13 protein-coding genes are annotated in these 14,280 nt (G+C 77.4%); 8 read left to right on the top strand and 5 right to left on the bottom strand.

Annotated features, from left to right (window positions below):
• Complete coding sequence (locus FN207_RS16475) at window positions 1-1,077, top strand: NHL repeat-containing protein (RefSeq protein ID WP_142459554.1); 1,077 nt, start codon at window positions 1-3, stop codon at window positions 1,075-1,077.
• Here the strand turns inward: FN207_RS16475 and FN207_RS16480 are convergent.
• Complete coding sequence (locus FN207_RS16480; RefSeq protein WP_142459555.1) at window positions 1,074-1,700, bottom strand: hypothetical protein; 627 nt, start codon at window positions 1,698-1,700, stop codon at window positions 1,074-1,076. The two genes, FN207_RS16475 and FN207_RS16480, sit on opposite strands and share 4 nt — an antisense overlap.
• A 141-nt stretch (window positions 1,701-1,841) precedes the next feature.
• On the opposite strand from FN207_RS16480, the gene FN207_RS16485 reads away from it, so the two are divergent.
• Window positions 1,842-2,681: a DUF1206 domain-containing protein gene (locus tag FN207_RS16485; protein WP_142459556.1), complete on the top strand. Its 840-nt coding sequence runs from the start codon at window positions 1,842-1,844 to the stop codon at window positions 2,679-2,681.
• A gap of 2 nt (window positions 2,682-2,683) precedes the next feature.
• A complete protein-coding gene (locus FN207_RS16490) occupies window positions 2,684-3,541 on the top strand; it encodes a DUF1206 domain-containing protein (protein WP_142459557.1) in 858 nt (285 codons plus the stop codon).
• A gap of 43 nt (window positions 3,542-3,584) precedes the next feature.
• Here FN207_RS16490 and FN207_RS16495 read toward each other — a convergent pair whose 3' ends face one another.
• The 3 genes from FN207_RS16495 to FN207_RS26355 all read right to left on the bottom strand — a co-directional run bounded on the left by FN207_RS16495 (window position 3,585) and on the right by FN207_RS26355 (window position 6,191).
• The gene (locus tag FN207_RS16495; RefSeq protein WP_142459558.1) at window positions 3,585-4,346 is read right to left on the bottom strand and encodes an SDR family oxidoreductase; all 762 of its coding nucleotides are present in this window, start codon (window positions 4,344-4,346) and stop codon (window positions 3,585-3,587) included.
• Window positions 4,347-4,478: 132 nt separating this feature from the next.
• A complete protein-coding gene (locus FN207_RS16505; protein WP_142459559.1) occupies window positions 4,479-5,690 on the bottom strand; it encodes an acetyl-CoA C-acetyltransferase in 1,212 nt (403 codons plus the stop codon).
• A 111-nt stretch (window positions 5,691-5,801) separates the two neighbouring features.
• Window positions 5,802-6,191: an STAS domain-containing protein gene (locus FN207_RS26355; protein ID WP_185938381.1), complete on the bottom strand. Its 390-nt coding sequence runs from the start codon at window positions 6,189-6,191 to the stop codon at window positions 5,802-5,804.
• 341 nt (window positions 6,192-6,532) lie between these two features.
• On the opposite strand from FN207_RS26355, the gene FN207_RS16515 reads away from it, so the two are divergent.
• Together FN207_RS16515 and FN207_RS16520 are read left to right on the top strand one after the other, a co-directional pair.
• Window positions 6,533-6,835 (top strand): hypothetical protein, encoded by a 303-nt coding sequence (locus FN207_RS16515; protein ID WP_142459561.1) that lies wholly within the window; start codon window positions 6,533-6,535, stop codon window positions 6,833-6,835.
• A gap of 201 nt (window positions 6,836-7,036) precedes the next feature.
• On the top strand, window positions 7,037-7,450 hold the full coding sequence (locus tag FN207_RS16520) for a hypothetical protein (RefSeq protein WP_142459562.1): 414 nt from the start codon (window positions 7,037-7,039) through the stop codon (window positions 7,448-7,450).
• 75 nt (window positions 7,451-7,525) lie between these two features.
• On the opposite strand, the gene FN207_RS16525 is transcribed toward FN207_RS16520, so the two are convergent.
• On the bottom strand, window positions 7,526-10,558 hold the full coding sequence (locus FN207_RS16525) for a sacsin N-terminal ATP-binding-like domain-containing protein (protein ID WP_246066109.1): 3,033 nt from the start codon (window positions 10,556-10,558) through the stop codon (window positions 7,526-7,528).
• Window positions 10,559-10,645: 87 nt separating this feature from the next.
• On the opposite strand from FN207_RS16525, the gene FN207_RS16530 reads away from it, so the two are divergent.
• From FN207_RS16530 to FN207_RS16540, 3 genes are all read left to right on the top strand, one after another.
• Window positions 10,646-12,184 carry an aldehyde dehydrogenase family protein gene (locus FN207_RS16530; RefSeq protein WP_142459564.1) on the top strand — a complete coding sequence of 513 codons (1,539 nt, stop codon included), beginning with the start codon at window positions 10,646-10,648 and terminating at the stop codon, window positions 12,182-12,184.
• Window positions 12,181-13,812, top strand: coding sequence for a GMC family oxidoreductase (locus FN207_RS16535; RefSeq protein ID WP_246066110.1), 1,632 nt, complete (start codon window positions 12,181-12,183; stop codon window positions 13,810-13,812). The genes FN207_RS16530 and FN207_RS16535 overlap by 4 nt, the downstream gene beginning before the upstream one ends.
• Before the next feature lie 82 nt (window positions 13,813-13,894).
• On the top strand, window positions 13,895-14,242 hold the full coding sequence (locus FN207_RS16540; protein ID WP_142459565.1) for a nuclear transport factor 2 family protein: 348 nt from the start codon (window positions 13,895-13,897) through the stop codon (window positions 14,240-14,242).
• The last annotated feature ends 38 nt before the right edge of the window (window positions 14,243-14,280 follow it).

Raw genomic sequence — 14,280 nt, forward strand, 5'->3', positions numbered from 1 at the left:
ATGCCACCCCGCTCCCTCCCGGCCACCCTGCTCGTCCTCGCCGCAGCGGCACTGACCGGCTGCACCTCCACCGTCGCCGGGGCGATCGACCGCGCCGGCGCCGTCCCGTTGAGCGTGCTGGGCTCCACCACGCCGACCAGCAGCACGCCGGGTCTGGTCACCGGGGTCACGATCACTGGCGAGGAGACGCTGCTGCTGGTCGCCGACCCCTACGGCGGCAGCGGGCTGACCGTCGTCTCGCCCGCCACCGGCGAGGTCACCGGCGAGGTGACGCTGCCGCAGGACACCCGCGCCGACGCTGTGCTCGTCACCGACAGCGGCACGCTCGTGGCGGGCGACTACGCCTCGGGCTACGCGCTGGGGCGGGTGGATCCCGCGGCCGGCCGGTTCGGCGGGTCCGAGCCCGTCGCGGGTTTCCCCGCCGACGCCACCGACACCGTCGCCGCGGCCATCCCCGACGGCGGGCTGCTGGTCGGCGTCGAGCGGGCCGACGGCGCCCCGGTGCTGGTGCGCGTGGACCCGGCCACCGCGCGGGTCACCGCCACCGCGGACCTGCCGGTCCCCGCGGGGTCCGGCGTCGAGGCCGTGGCCGCCGCGCCCGACGGCTCGGTGGTGGTGACGGCGGTCGTCCCCCGCGCCGACGGCGACACCACCGCCGCGGTGCTCCTGCGCCTGGACGCCGACCTCGCGCCGGCCGGCGACCCGGTGGCCCTGCTGCCCGGCGAGGGGTCGGCGCCCACCGGGCTGGCGGTCGGCCCCGACGGCACCGCCTACGCGGTCGTCGCGGCCGACTCCGGCTCCGCGGCGGTGGTCGCCGTCGCCCCGGGGGCCGACGCGCCGGAGACGCTGCTGCCCGTGGAGACCGCACCCGCCGAGCTGGCCGTCGTCGACGGGGAGCTGTGGGTGCTGCACGACCGGGTCGGCCTCACCCGGCTGGACAACGACGGCGGCACCGTCACCGGTGAGCTGCGGCTGTGCGACGACGGCAGCGCCGACGGCCTCGGCGCCGCGGCCGACGGCTCGCTGGTCGTCGTCGCCACCTGCGCGCGGGCGACGGTCTGGCGGGTGGCCCGCTAGTCGCGCGGGATGCCGCAGCCGCCGCCCGAGCAGGCGCAGCCCGCACAGCCGGCGGCGCGGGGCGGCTCGGGGGCCGACGCGACCGCGCGCAGGCCGGCGGCGGCGACCAGCAGCGGCACCGCGGCGAGGCCGGTGGCCAGGGCGGCGACCACGGTGGCGACGGCGGCGGCGCGGTCTGCGCCCTGGACGGCGAGCGTTCCGGCGAGCAGGGCGCCGACGAGTGCCGTCCACACCAGCAGGGCGGCGCCGGCGCGACGGGCGGCCCCGCCGCGGGCGAGCGCGACGCCCGCGCCGGCCAGGAGGGTCAGCGGCACCCCGGCCAGCAGGACCCAGCCGGTGACCGGAGCCGACGTGACCGCCACGGCGACCGCGGCCAGCCCGCCGGCGACGGAGGCCGCACCGGGCGGCACCGCGCCCGCCCGCAGCAGCCCGGCCCCGCGCACCGCGGCGAGCAGGCCGAGCCCGCCGAGCAGCAGCCGGGCGCCGAGGTCACCGGTGACGACGGCGACCACGGCGAGCACGACCAGCCCGGCGCCGAGGGCGGCGCGCAGCGGCCACGCCCGGCGGGCGGTCTCCCGCTCGGTCCGGAGGGGCGCGGGTGCTGCCGTCGTCGCGTTCGCCACGGCGCCAGTGTCCCGCATCCGCGGACGTGCCCGGCGGACCGGTCCGCGCGCGCGCCGGTGGGCTGATCCGCGACCCGGCGCGGCAGCCGCCCGTGTGCCACGCTGGTCCGTCGCACCAGGGGAGCCGAGAGGAGGCGTTCCATGAGTGGTCCGGGAACGGCGACGGGCGCGGCCGGCCGGGCCGGGAACAGCGACGCCCTCGAGAACCTCGCGCGTGTCGGGCTGATCGCCTACGGCGTGGTGCACCTGCTCATCGCGTGGCTGGCGCTGCAGCTGGCCTGGGGCGGCGGCGGGCAGTCGGCCGACCAGTCCGGCGCCATGGAGACGGTGGCCTCCTCGCCGGTCGGCAAGCCGCTGCTGTGGGTGCTGGGCATCGGGCTCGTCGCCCTCGCGCTGTGGCAGATCGCCGAGGTGCTGCGCTGGCGGTCGGGCTGGTCGGCGACCGGTGAGACCCGCAAGCGGGCGGTCAAGAAGACGGTCAAGGCCGTCGCCAAGGCGGTCGTCTACGCGGCCCTGGCGTACACCGCGTTCCGCTTCGCCACCGGCAACGGCTCGTCGAGCTCGGCGCAACAGCAGCAGACCGCGGCCGGCGTCTTCGGCTGGCCCGGCGGTCGCTGGCTGGTCGGGCTGCTCGGCCTGGTGGTCATCGCCGTCGGCGTCCACCACGTGATCAAGGGCGCCAAGAAGAGCTTCCTCAAGGAGATCGACCTCGCCTCCGCGCCCCCGGCCGCCGAGCGCACGGTCACCCGCCTCGGCCAGATCGGCTACCCGGCCAAGGGCGTGGCCCTCGCGGTGGTCGGCGCGCTGTTCGTCTGGGCGGCGGTCACCTTCGACCCCGCCAAGGCCTCCGGTCTCGACGGCGCCCTGCGCACGGTCCTCGACGCCCCGTTCGGCAAGGCCCTGCTGACCCTGGTCGCCCTCGGCATCGCCGCGTTCGGCGCCTTCTGCTTCGTCCGGGCGCGCTACCCCGAGCGCACCTAGGGGTGCCCGGCCCGCTCGACCCGGTGCACCGGGCGGTCGCGGCCGCCCGGGAGGTCACCGACCACCCCGTGCTGGCCGCCGTCGCGCGGGTCGGCCTGGTGGCCTACGGCGTGGTGCACCTGCTGATCGGCTGGCTGACCTGGCGGGTGTCCCGCGGCGCCGGTGGCACCGACGCCGACCAGACCGGCGCGCTGGAGACCGTCGCGGGCACGCCGGGCGGGTCGGTGCTGCTGTGGGCGATCGCCCTGGGGCTGCTCGCGCTGGCGCTGTGGCAGGCCGGCGAGGTGCTGCTGTGGTGGCACGGGCTGCTGGACGCCGAGCACCGCGTCCGCACCGCCGTCGTCTGCGCCAAGTGCCTGGCCAAGGCGGCCGTCTACGCCGTCCTCGGGGTCACCGCGCTGCTGTTCGGCGTCGGCGCGGAGTACGAGGCCGACGAGCGGCTGCGCGAGCTGACCGGGGAGACGCTCGAGGTGCCCGGCGGCGCGGTGGCGGTGGCGGCGGCCGCGACCGGCGTCCTCGCGGTGGGCGCCTACTCGGCGTGGCGCGGCGCCACGGGCGGCTTCATGCGCGACATCGACCTGCCCGCCGCGCCCGACCGCTGGGAGCCACTCATCGAGGTCGTCGGCCGGATCGGCTACGTGGCCAAGGGCGTGGCGTTCGGCGTCGTCGGGGTGCTGCTGTGGCGGGCGGCGACGACGGCCGACGTCTCCACCGCCACCGGTCTCGACGGCGCCGTGACCGCGATCGGCCGCACGGGGGCGGGCCCGGCACTGCTCACCGTCGTCGCGGTGGGGTTCGCCGCGTTCGGCGTCTACGCCCTGGCCCGCGCCCGCTACCCCGACCGGGACCCCTCGTCCTGACCGGGGGCGGCAGAGATGGCCATGTCTGCCGCCCCGCGTGCGGTCAGGTGCGGGGGCCGCCCGCGACGTAGACGACCTGGCCGGACACGAAGCCCGCGCCCTCGCTGACGAAGAACGAGACGGTGTGCGCGATGTCCTCGGGGACGCCGGCGCGGGCCACCGGGATCGCCGCGGCGCGCTCGGCCACGTACTCCTCCCAGTCGCGGCCGATCCGCTCGGCGGTGGCCTTCGTCATCTCCGTCTGGATGAACCCCGGCGCGATCGCGTTGGCGGTGACGCCGAACTTGCCCAGCTCGATGGCCAGCGTCTTGGTGAAGCCCTGCAGCCCGGCCTTGGCGGTGGCGTAGTTCGCCTGCCCGCGGTTGCCCAGCGCCGACGTCGAGGACAGGTTGACCACGCGGCCCCACTTCGCGTCCACCATGTACTTCTGGCAGGCGCGCGCCATGAGGAACGAGCCGCGCAGGTGGACGTGCATGACCAGGTCCCAGTCGGCGTCGGTCATCTTGAACAGCATGTTGTCGCGGGTGACACCCGCGTTGTTGACGAGCACCACCGGCGGGCCCAGCTCCGCGGCGACCCGGTCGACGGCGGCCTGCACCTGCTCGGCGTCCCCGACGTCGGCGCCGACTCCCAGCGCGCGACCGCCCGCGGCCTCGATCGCCTGCACGGTGCCGGCGGTCGAGGACTCGTCGAGGTCGATGACCGCGACGGCGAAACCGTCGGCGGCCAGGCGGAGCGCGGTGGCCGCACCGATGCCGCGGGCGGCGCCCGTGACGATCGCGACGCGGGCGGTGGACTCGCTCATGGGGAGGCTCTCCTCGGGATCGGGGGCTGCCGGCCGATCATGCCCGGCAGCCCCCGGCCCCGCCGGGTGGGCTCCCGGCCCCGCTGCAGGGTCCCGCCGCGAGCCTGCGAGTGGCGGGGGGCAGCGGGGTCCTCACATCCGCTCGAGGACGGCGGCCAGGCCCTGCCCGCCGCCGATGCACATCGTCTCCAGGCCGTAGCGGGCGCCGCGGCGGTCCATCTCGCGGGTCAGCGTGGCGAGGATGCGGCCGCCGGTGGCGCCGACCGGGTGGCCGAGCGAGATGCCCGAGCCGTTGACGTTCATCCGGTCGAAGTCGGCCTCGGTGAAGCCCCACTCGCGGGTCACCGCCAGCACCTGGCTGGCGAAGGCCTCGTTGAGCTCGATGAGGTCGATGTCGGAGAGCTTGAGGCCGGCGAGGTCGAGGGCCTTCGCCGTCGCCGGGACCGGGCCGATGCCCATGGTCTTCGGCGGCACGCCGGCCACCGCCCACGACACGATGCGGGCCAGCGGGCGCAGCCCGAGCTCGGCCGCCTTCTCCGGCGAGGTGACGACGCAGATCGCGGCGCCGTCGTTCTGGCCACTGGCGTTGCCGGCCGTGACGGTGGCCTCGGGGTCGTCCTTCCCCATGATCGGGCGCAGCTTCGCCAGCGTCTCGACGTTCGAGTCGGGGCGGATGTGCTCGTCACGGTCGACGACGGTGTCGCCCTTCCGGCCCTTGACGGTCACCGGGACGATCTCGTCGGCGAAGCGACCGGCCTCGGTGGCGGCGGCGGCGCGCTGGTGGCTGCGGACGGAGTACTCGTCCTGCTCCTCGCGCCCGATCCCGTACTCCCGGCGCAGGTTCTCGGCGGTCTCGAGCATGCCGCCGGGCACCGGGTGGTTCACCCCGCCGGCGGTGACGCGGCCGCGGGCCAGGCCGTCCTGCAGCAGGACGCCCGGGCCGGCCTTGACGCCCCACCGCATCGCGGTCGAGTAGAACGGCGCGTTGCTCATCGACTCGGCACCGCCGGCCAGCACCACCTCGGCCGAGCCGGTCTGCACCTGCATCGCCGCGTAGAGCACCGCCTGCAGGCCCGACCCGCAGCGGCGGTCGACCTGGATGCCCGCGGCGGTCACCGGGAGGCCGGCGTCCAGCGCGGCGACGCGGCCGATGGCCGGCGCCTCCATCGTCGGGTAGCAGTGGCCGAGGACGACGTCGTCGACCGACTCCGGCGGCAGGCCGGTGCGCTCGAGGAGCGCCTTGACGACGGTCGAGGCCAGGTCCTGCACGGGCACGTCCCGCAGGGACCCCCCGAAGCCCCCGACCGGGGTCCGCAGCGGCTCACAGATGACCGCGTCACGCACGGCGTCCTCCTCGGCTCGTCGGTGCGGGCACGGCCCCGCCCTCGACACCGAGTCTGCTCCCCGCCGGACGGACCGGCGAGGGTGGCCCCTCCCGGGCCGGCGACTCCCCGGTCAGGCGGCGCCGACGCCCGCCCCGGACCCGACCTGCTCGACGCCGAGCAGGTCCCACAGGCCGGTGACCTGCAGCGCCCGGCTGACGGCGCGGGTGCCGACGAGGACCCGCAGACGGGTGTCCTGGCCGGCGGCGGTGCGGTGGGCGACGGCCAGCGCGGAGAGGCCGGCGGAGTCGAGGAAGGTCACGGCCACGAGGTCCACGGTCACCACACGCGGGCCGGAGGCGAAGGCGGTGTCGAGCGCGCGGCGCAGCATCGGCGCGGTGGCGCAGTCGACCTCACCGGACAGCACGAGGCGGACGACGTCGTCCGAGATCACGGTGTCGACGGTGAGCAGGTCGTCGAGCGGGCCTGGGGTGGCGGGTGGGCCCTGGGAGAGAGTGGTCACGGTGCGCTCCTCTGTGGAGAGCGAACCCGTGCGGAGGACAGCGGCTTGGGAAGGCCACACCACGGCGCGGAGTCCGGCATGGGGATGCACGGCTGGATGTTGAACCGCAACCCGGACGGTAGGCCCGGTGCCGGAGGGACGCAAGGTCCGCGCCGGGGTGCCCCCCGTCGCGTCCCGGCGTGTCGCCCACTCCCGACCGGGGCCGTGACCAGGCACACCACCGCCGGCGGCCCCCGCGGGACGGGCAGCCGGGCCACGGCGGCCGGGCGTGGCGCAGACCTCCTCCCGCCGCCTCCCCCGGCCCCGCCGGCCCGCTCGCGACGGCGGGGATACTGGTCGTCGTGAAGACGCGACTGGGACTGGCGATCGCGGTCTGGGCGGCGGTCTCGGTCGTGGCGTTCCTCGCGATCCCCGACGTCATCGTCAGCGCGGGGCTGGTCATCTTCGGCGCCGTCCTGCTGCTCGTCCTCGCAATGGCGCAGGACTGGGACGCGCACGCCTCCTTCGAGGAGCGCGAGATGCTGCGCGCCCGCCGGCGCAAGGCCCGCTGGGAGCGCACCGCCGGGTCCCGCGCCCGCGACCGCGAGCGCTGGGAGGCCCACCAGGCGCGCCGCGCCGCCCGCGCCACCGACGAGCAGCGGTAAACCGTTCGACGGGGCGCGCCCGGGCGCCCTACCGTCGCGGCATGCGCTCCTGAGCCGTCCGCCTCGCTGCGACGTCCGCGTCCCCGACCGGGGCGCCCGCGGGTCGAGTTCCCCTCCCCGCTCCCGTCCGCCCTCCCGGGCGTTCCCCTCCCTGGCTGCCGGCTGCCCGCGGCCGGTCCGACCTCCCTCCCGGAGGCCCCCGTGTCACGTCCCGTCCGTTCCCTGCCCGTCCGTTCCCTGCCCGCCCGTTCCCTGCCCGCCCGTTCCCTGCCATCGGAGGCCGCTGCCGCGCGCGACGCCCTCCCCGCCGCGGACGCCGCCGCCTTCGAGCGGCTCGCCTCCTCGGTGCTCGCCTCCCCCGGGGCGGCGCTCGGCCCGGTCCTGCGCGCCCAGCTCCCCGGGACCGCCGGGATCCGCTGGCTCCGCACCGCCGGTCTGGCGCCGACCGCCCGCGCCGGCTCGCTGACGGCGGAGCAGTGGACGTCGCTGTTCTCCTGCTGGCGGTCGACCGCGGCCGCGCCGACGGCCGGCGGCCTCCCCGCCCGCCGGGGCGGCGGGCGGACCTCGGCGCACGGGCACGCGCCCGGCGCCCTGGCCGCTCCCCGCTGGCACTGACGGCCGCCCGGTCGATCAAGGCCCCCCTGCAGGGGCCCGACGCGAGCTCGCGAGCGTCGGGGGGCAGGGGGGTCCTCACTCGACCGCGTCCTCCGCGGCGAGGTCGGCCGAGCGGCCGGGCTCGGCGAAGGCCTCGGCCAGCGCCTGGCGCAGCGGCCAGGCGCCGGCCCGCCAGGCCAGCGCCCGGCCGAGCGCGCCCGGGCTCCCGTCCACGCAGTCGACCGCCTCGCCGGGCCACCACGGCACCGCCCGGCCGCCGGCGAGCAGCGGCTCGTGCACGGCGACCTCCCCCGTCAGCTCCGGCACCCCGAGGCGGGCGGCGGCGAGGTCGGCACCGGGCACCGCGGCCCACCGCTGGCGGCGCACCGGCGTGCTCCTGACCTCCGCCCGCACCCGCTCGCTCGCCAGCGGCAGGTCCAGCAGGTCGGCCACCGGCCCGGGCGCGCCGCCGGCCGGCACGAGCAGCGCGCCGGCCAGGGGCTGCAGCCACGGCGCGTCCAGCACGAGGACGGCCTCGCGCCCGGGGTCGGCCACGCGGTCCGGCGCCACCCGCACGCCCGCAGGCGGGTCGACGTCGACGCCGTCGAGCGCCCGGGCGAGGCGGGCGTACACGGTCCGCAGCACCGGCGCCGGCACGGTGCGGTCCGGGTCGCCCAGCCGCTCGAGCAGGTCGAGCGCGGTGTCGACGTCGGCGAGGACGTCCTCGACGGTGGCCGGCAGGCGCAGCCGCCCGAGCACCGCCTCCGGACCGGTGGCGGCGTCGTACAACCCCTGCAGCTCCCGGCTGCCCGGCGCGCAGAGCCGGTCGGGCCGGCGGCCGCCGAGCACCGGGTGCGTGCCGAGCCACCAGCGCAGGTAGCCGGGCACCGGCACGCCGTCGAGGACGACGTCGGCCCACGCCTCGTCGGGCAGCGCGGCCAGCAGCGGCAGCGCGGCGGCCCAGTCGGCGACCAGCTCCAGGTCCCGGACGGCGGTCAGCGGCGGCCACGACGGCGGCGGCGCGCCGGGTGGCAGCCGGTCGACGACGGCGTCGGCCCACTCGTCGGCGGCGTCGACGTCGAGGTCGTCGGGGTCCTCGGCGCGGACCAGCGCGAAGTCGGCGAGCACCCCGGCCGCGCGCAGGGTCGCGGGGTCGTGCTCCGCGGCGAAGTCCGGGTCGAGCGTCCCGAGGGCGCCGTCGGTGAGCACCGCGGCCAGCGGCGTGCCGGGCAGCAGCAGCTCCCCCGCCGGCGCCCACGCACCGTCGGCGTCGGGCAGCGCGAGCTCGGCCAGCCACGGCAGCTCACCGGGCGCGGTGCCGGCGGCGGCGACCAGCGCCAGCACCGCCCGCGCCAGCGCGGCCGGGTCGCCGTCGTCCCACCCCTCCTCGACGGCGTCCACCGACTCCTCCACCGCGGCCCGCACGGCGGGGTCGGCGAGCAGGACGGCGGCGGTGGCCGGGCGCGCGCCCAACCGTTCGAGCAGCCGCCGCGCGGCCGGGGGCGCCACCGCGGCGGGCTCGGCGACCCGCAGGGACAGCGGCCCCAGGTGCGCCACCGGCAGGTCGTCGGCGGGCAGGAGCACGTCGGCCGGGCCGGAGGCGGTGCGCCCGTCGGCCAGCGGCACGGGCAGGGCGCCGAGCTCCTCGCGGTCGGCGCCGTCGAGCGCGGCGTAGAGCCGGGCCCACCACTGCGGCGGCCGGCTGATCCCGGCGACCGCCTCGACCACCGCGGCCGGGCCGACCCGCCGCACGCCCAGGGCGGCCAGCGCGGGGGCGCCGTCGCGGCGGGACCAGCCGGCCGGCAGCAGCCCGGGCAGGACGCCGGCGAGGACCTCGACCGGCTCCTCCCGGTCGTCGTCGAGCACGGCGGCGCGGGGAGGGAGCTGCCGGGCGCCGGCGTCGTCGGCCTGCGGCAGCCAGGGCGCGGCGCGCAGCCGGTCGAGGACCGCCGAGCCGAGCGCCGCGTCGAGCTCGGCGGCGGCCAGGCCGATGCGGGGAACCAGGGCCAGCACCGCGGGGTCGCCGGCGAGCGCGGTGACCAGGTCGGCGTAGGTGTCCGCGGCGACGGTGACCAGCGCGTCGGTGACCGGGCCGGGCGCCACGTGCCGGCGGTCGGGCCCCAGCGGGAACGGCGCGACGAGGCGCACCGGGAGCGACAGCGGCTCGTCGCTCGGGGTGGGCGCGTGCAGGACCTGGCGCCCGGTCAGGGGAACCGGCCGGCCGTCGTCGTCGAGGGGGACCGCCCAGGTCACGGTGTAGCCGCGGCGGGCGCGCTCCTCGACCGGGCGGTCGGCCAGCAGGTCTGCGGGCAGCTCGCCGCTGCGGGTCGCGAGGCGCCAGGTGGTGGTGCGGTCGCCGTCGCGGACGTGGGCCAGCGGCGGCTCGGACGTGCAGGTGAGCAGGCGCGCGGTCCCGTCGACGACGACCTCGACCTCGGCGAGCCCCGGCAGCGCGAGCAGCAGCTCGGCCTCCAGCTGCTCGAGCGCGGCGCGGACGGCGGCCCGCGAGCCGGCGCGCAGCGGCAGGACGACGTCGGTGGCGTATCCCTCCGGCGGTGGCCCCTCGGCCGGCCACGGCAGCCGCAGCACCGGGACGGCGCCGTCGCGGCGGCCCAGCTCGGCGGCGAGCGCCGGGACGTCGGCCACCGCGGCCCGGGTGTGCGCCGCGCTGAACCGCACGCCGCCGGTGGTGGAGTGGACGGCGGGTTCGTCACTGACGGCGAGGACGGCGGCGAACCCGACCCCGAAGCGGCCGACGGTCTGGAGCCGGCGCCCACCCGCGGCTCCGGAGCGGCCGACGGTCTGGACCTCGTCCCGCTTCGCCGACGCGCGCAGGGTGGCCAGCCCCGTGACGCCGTCGGCGTCCAGCGGCGCCCCGGTGTTGGCGGCGTGCAGCACCTCTCCCCCGCCGCCGACGTCGACCAGCTCCAGCCGCAGCCGGCCGGGCACGCCGGCGCGGAGGGCGGCGTCGGCGGCGTTCTGCGCCAGCTCGACCAGCAGCCGGTCCCGGTACCCGCCGCGGACCAGGTCCTCCTCGGCGTTGGCGTCCTCGCGGAAGCGCGCCGGGGAGCCGGCCCACGCCGCCAGCACGCGGCGGCGCACGCCCGCGGTGTCGAAGGGGTCGGCCACGGGCGTCAGCATGGCAGCGCGCGGGTCCCCCGAACGGGTCCCCGGCCGGAGCTACGCATGAGTAACTTGCCGGGTAACCTGCGCCACATGTCGCTCGCCGAGCAGATGGACACGGTCACCGCAGGCGCCGCCGGCACGGTCGACCGGCACGCCACCACCGAGACCTTCGAGTCGACGAACCCGGCCACCGGTGCCGTCGTCGGCGTCTTCCCCGTGCACGACGACTCCGCGGTGCAGGAGACCGTCGAGCGGGCCCGCCCGGCCGCGCAGCGCTGGGCCGAGCTCGGGTTCGACGGGCGCCGGCAGCGGCTGGCCGCCTACCGCGGCTACCTGGCCCGCCGGCTGCACGAGCTCGCCGACCTGGTGCACCGGGAGAACGGCAAGCCGCACGCCGACGCGATCCTCGAGATCACCCTGGCCATCGACCACCTGGCCTGGGCCGGCACGCACGCACGGAAGACGCTCGGCGAGCGCCGCGTGCGCGCCGGGATGCTCGCGGCCAACCACGCCGCGTACCTGGAGTACCAGCCGCTCGGCGTCGTCGGCGTGATCGGCCCGTGGAACTACCCGGTGTTCACGCCGATGGGCTCGATCGCCTACGCGCTGGCCGCGGGCAACGCCGTCGTCTTCAAGCCCTCGGAGTACACGCCCGCCGTCGGCGCGTGGCTGGCCGCCGCCTGGCGGGCCGCCGTCCCCGACGTCGCCGACGCCTTCCAGGTCGTCACCGGGTTCGGCGAGACCGGGGCCGCCCTGTGTCGCGCCGGCGTGGGCAAGCTCGCCTTCACCGGCTCGGCGCCCACCGGGCGGAAGGTCATGGCCGCCTGCGCCGAGACGCTCACCCCGGTGCTCATGGAGCTCGGCGGCAAGGACGCGATGATCGTCGACGACGACGCCGACGTCGCCGCCGCGGCCGACGCCGCCGTGTGGGGCGCCATGAGCAACGCGGGGCAGACCTGCATCGGCATCGAGCGGGTCTACGCCACCGCGCCGGTGTACGACCGGTTCGTCGCCGAGGTCACCGAGCGGGTGCGCGGACTGCGCCCCGGCTCCGACGACGAGGCCGCCTACGGCCCGATGACGATGGCCGCGCAGACCGACGTCGTGAAGCGGCACCTCGAGGACGCGACGTCCTCCGGCGGCCGGGCCGTGCTCGGCGGCACCGTCGACGGCGGGTTCATCCCGCCGACCGTGCTGCTCGACGTCCCCGAGTCCTCCTCCGCGGTGCGCGAGGAGACCTTCGGGCCGACGCTCACCATCACCCGGGTCGCCGACGCCGAGGAGGCATTGGCGCGGACCAACGCGACGTCCTACGGGCTGGCCGGCGCGGTGTTCAGCCGGTCGAAGGCGCGCGCGATGGACCTCGCCCGCCGGATGCGCAGCGGCATGACCAGCGTGAACTCCGTGCTGACCTTCGCCTCGATCCCGGCGCTGCCCTTCGGCGGCGTGGGCGAGAGCGGCTTCGGCCGGATCCACGGCGAGGACGGGCTCAAGGAGTTCACCCGCGCCAAGGCGATCACCCGGCAGAGGTACGCGCTGCCGGTGAACCTCATGTCGTTCACCCGCCCGCCGGCCGCGGCCGACGCGCTGGCGCGGGTGATGGGCATGGTGCACGGGCGGCACCGGTGACCGACGTGCAGGACCCGGCACCCGGGACGGAGTACGACGTCGTCGTCGTGGGGGCCGGGTCGGCCGGCTGCGCGCTGGCCGCCCGGCTGACCGAGGACCCCTCGGTGCGGGTGCTGCTGCTGGAGGCCGGCGGTTCCGACGACGTCCTCGAGGTGCAGATCCCGGCCGCGATGTACAAGGTCTGGCGCACCCGCCGGGACTGGAACTACACGACCGAGCCGCAGCCGGGCCTCGGCGGCCGCGGGCTGTTCTGGCCGCGCGGCAAGCTGCTGGGCGGGTCGTCGTCGATCAACGCGATGATCTACGTCCGCGGCGCGGCCGCCGACTACGACGAGTGGGCGCAGCTCACCGGTGACCCGGCGTGGTCCTACGAGGCGGTGCTGCCGCTGTTCCGGCGGATGGAGGACAACGCGCGCGGCGCCGACCGCTTCCACGGCGTCGGCGGGCCGCTGCGGGTCGAGGACCTGCGCTCGCCGCACGCGTGGACCCGCGCGGTGGTCGGGTCGGCGCTGGCGGCCGGCTACCCGCGCAACGACGACTTCAACGGCGCCACCCAGGACGGCGTGGGCCAGTACCAGGTGACGCAGCGGCGCGGCCGCCGCTGGTCGGCCGCCGACGCCTACCTGCGCCCGGCACTGGGCCGGCCGAACCTCACCGTGCTCACCGGGGCGCTCACCACCCGGGTGCTGCTGTCGGGCGGGCGGGCCACCGGCGTGGAGTACCGGCGCGGCGGGCAGACGCACACCGCACACGCGGCCGGCGAGGTCGTGCTCAGCGGCGGTGCGGTGAACTCCCCGCAACTGCTCATGCTCTCGGGCATCGGGCCCGGCGCCCACCTGCGCGAGGTCGGCGTCGACGTCGTCCACGACCTGCCCGGTGTCGGCGGCGGTCTGCAGGACCACCCGCTGGTGCCGGTCATCTGGGACGTGCGGTCCGGCAGGTCGCTGCTGCGGGCGGAGTCGCCGTCGGGGTACGCGCGGTGGTTCGGCGCCCGGCGCGGGCCGCTGTCGTCGAACCTGGCCGAGGCGGGGCTGTTCACCCGCTCGCGCCCCGACCTCGAGCACCCCGACCTGCAGTACCACTTCCTGCCGGTCAAGTTCTGGCGGCAGGCGGAGGTCGACCCCGACGTCGACGCGTTCACCGCGGCCGCCGTCCTGGTGCACGTGCACTCCCGCGGCTCGGTGCGGCTGCGCTCGGCCGACCCGACGTGGGCGCCGGCCATCGACGCCGGCTACCTCACCGACGAGCGCGACCTCGACGCGCTGGTCACCGGCGTGGAGAAGGCCCGAGAGATCGCCGCGGTGGGGCCGCTCGCGTCGGTGCTGGCCGGCGAGTGGTCGCCCGGGAGCTCGGTGCGGACGCGCGAGGGGCTGCGGCAGTCGGTGCGGGACACCCTCGAGTCGCTGTACCACCCGGTGTCCTCGTGCCGGATGGGCACCGACGACGACTCGGTCGTGGACCCGCAGCTGCGCGTGCACGGGCTCGAGGGGCTGCGGGTGGTGGACGCCTCGGTGATGCCGACGCTGGTCCGCGGCAACACCAACGCGCCCACGATCATGATCGCCGAGCGTGCCGCCGACCTCCTGGCCGGCCGCACCGTCGACCCCGCCCTGGTCGCCACCGCCTGAGAGGTCGTGCGGGAGGGGCTGTCCGCAGCCCGCCGTCCGGAGCATCCTCGGGTCCCGCCAGGACCAGCAACGAGGAGGAGCCATGGCGCGCACGCCCCAGGAGGTCTTCGAGCACCACGTGGCCGCGATCGGCGCCGGTGACGCCGACGCCATCGCCGCCGACTACGCCGAGGACGCCGTGCTGATCACCCCGGAGCAGGTCGTGCGCGGGCGCGACGGCATCCGGCAGCTGTTGACCGTGCTGCTCGGCGAGCTCCCCGACGCCGCGTGGGACATCCCCACCCGGGTCTTCGAGGACGACGTGCTGTTCATCGAGTGGACGGCGGTCGCCGAGAAGGCCCGGGTGCTCGACGGCGTCGACACGTTCGTGATCCGCGACGGCGAGATCCGGCTGCAGACCGTGCGCATGACCCTCGAGCGGCTCGACTGACCCGTCGGGCGGCGGGGACGGCCATCCCTGCCGCCCGG

The sequence above is a fragment of the Geodermatophilus aquaeductus genome (assembly GCF_900182545.1).
Classification (GTDB): Bacteria; Actinomycetota; Actinomycetes; order Mycobacteriales; family Geodermatophilaceae; genus Geodermatophilus; species Geodermatophilus aquaeductus.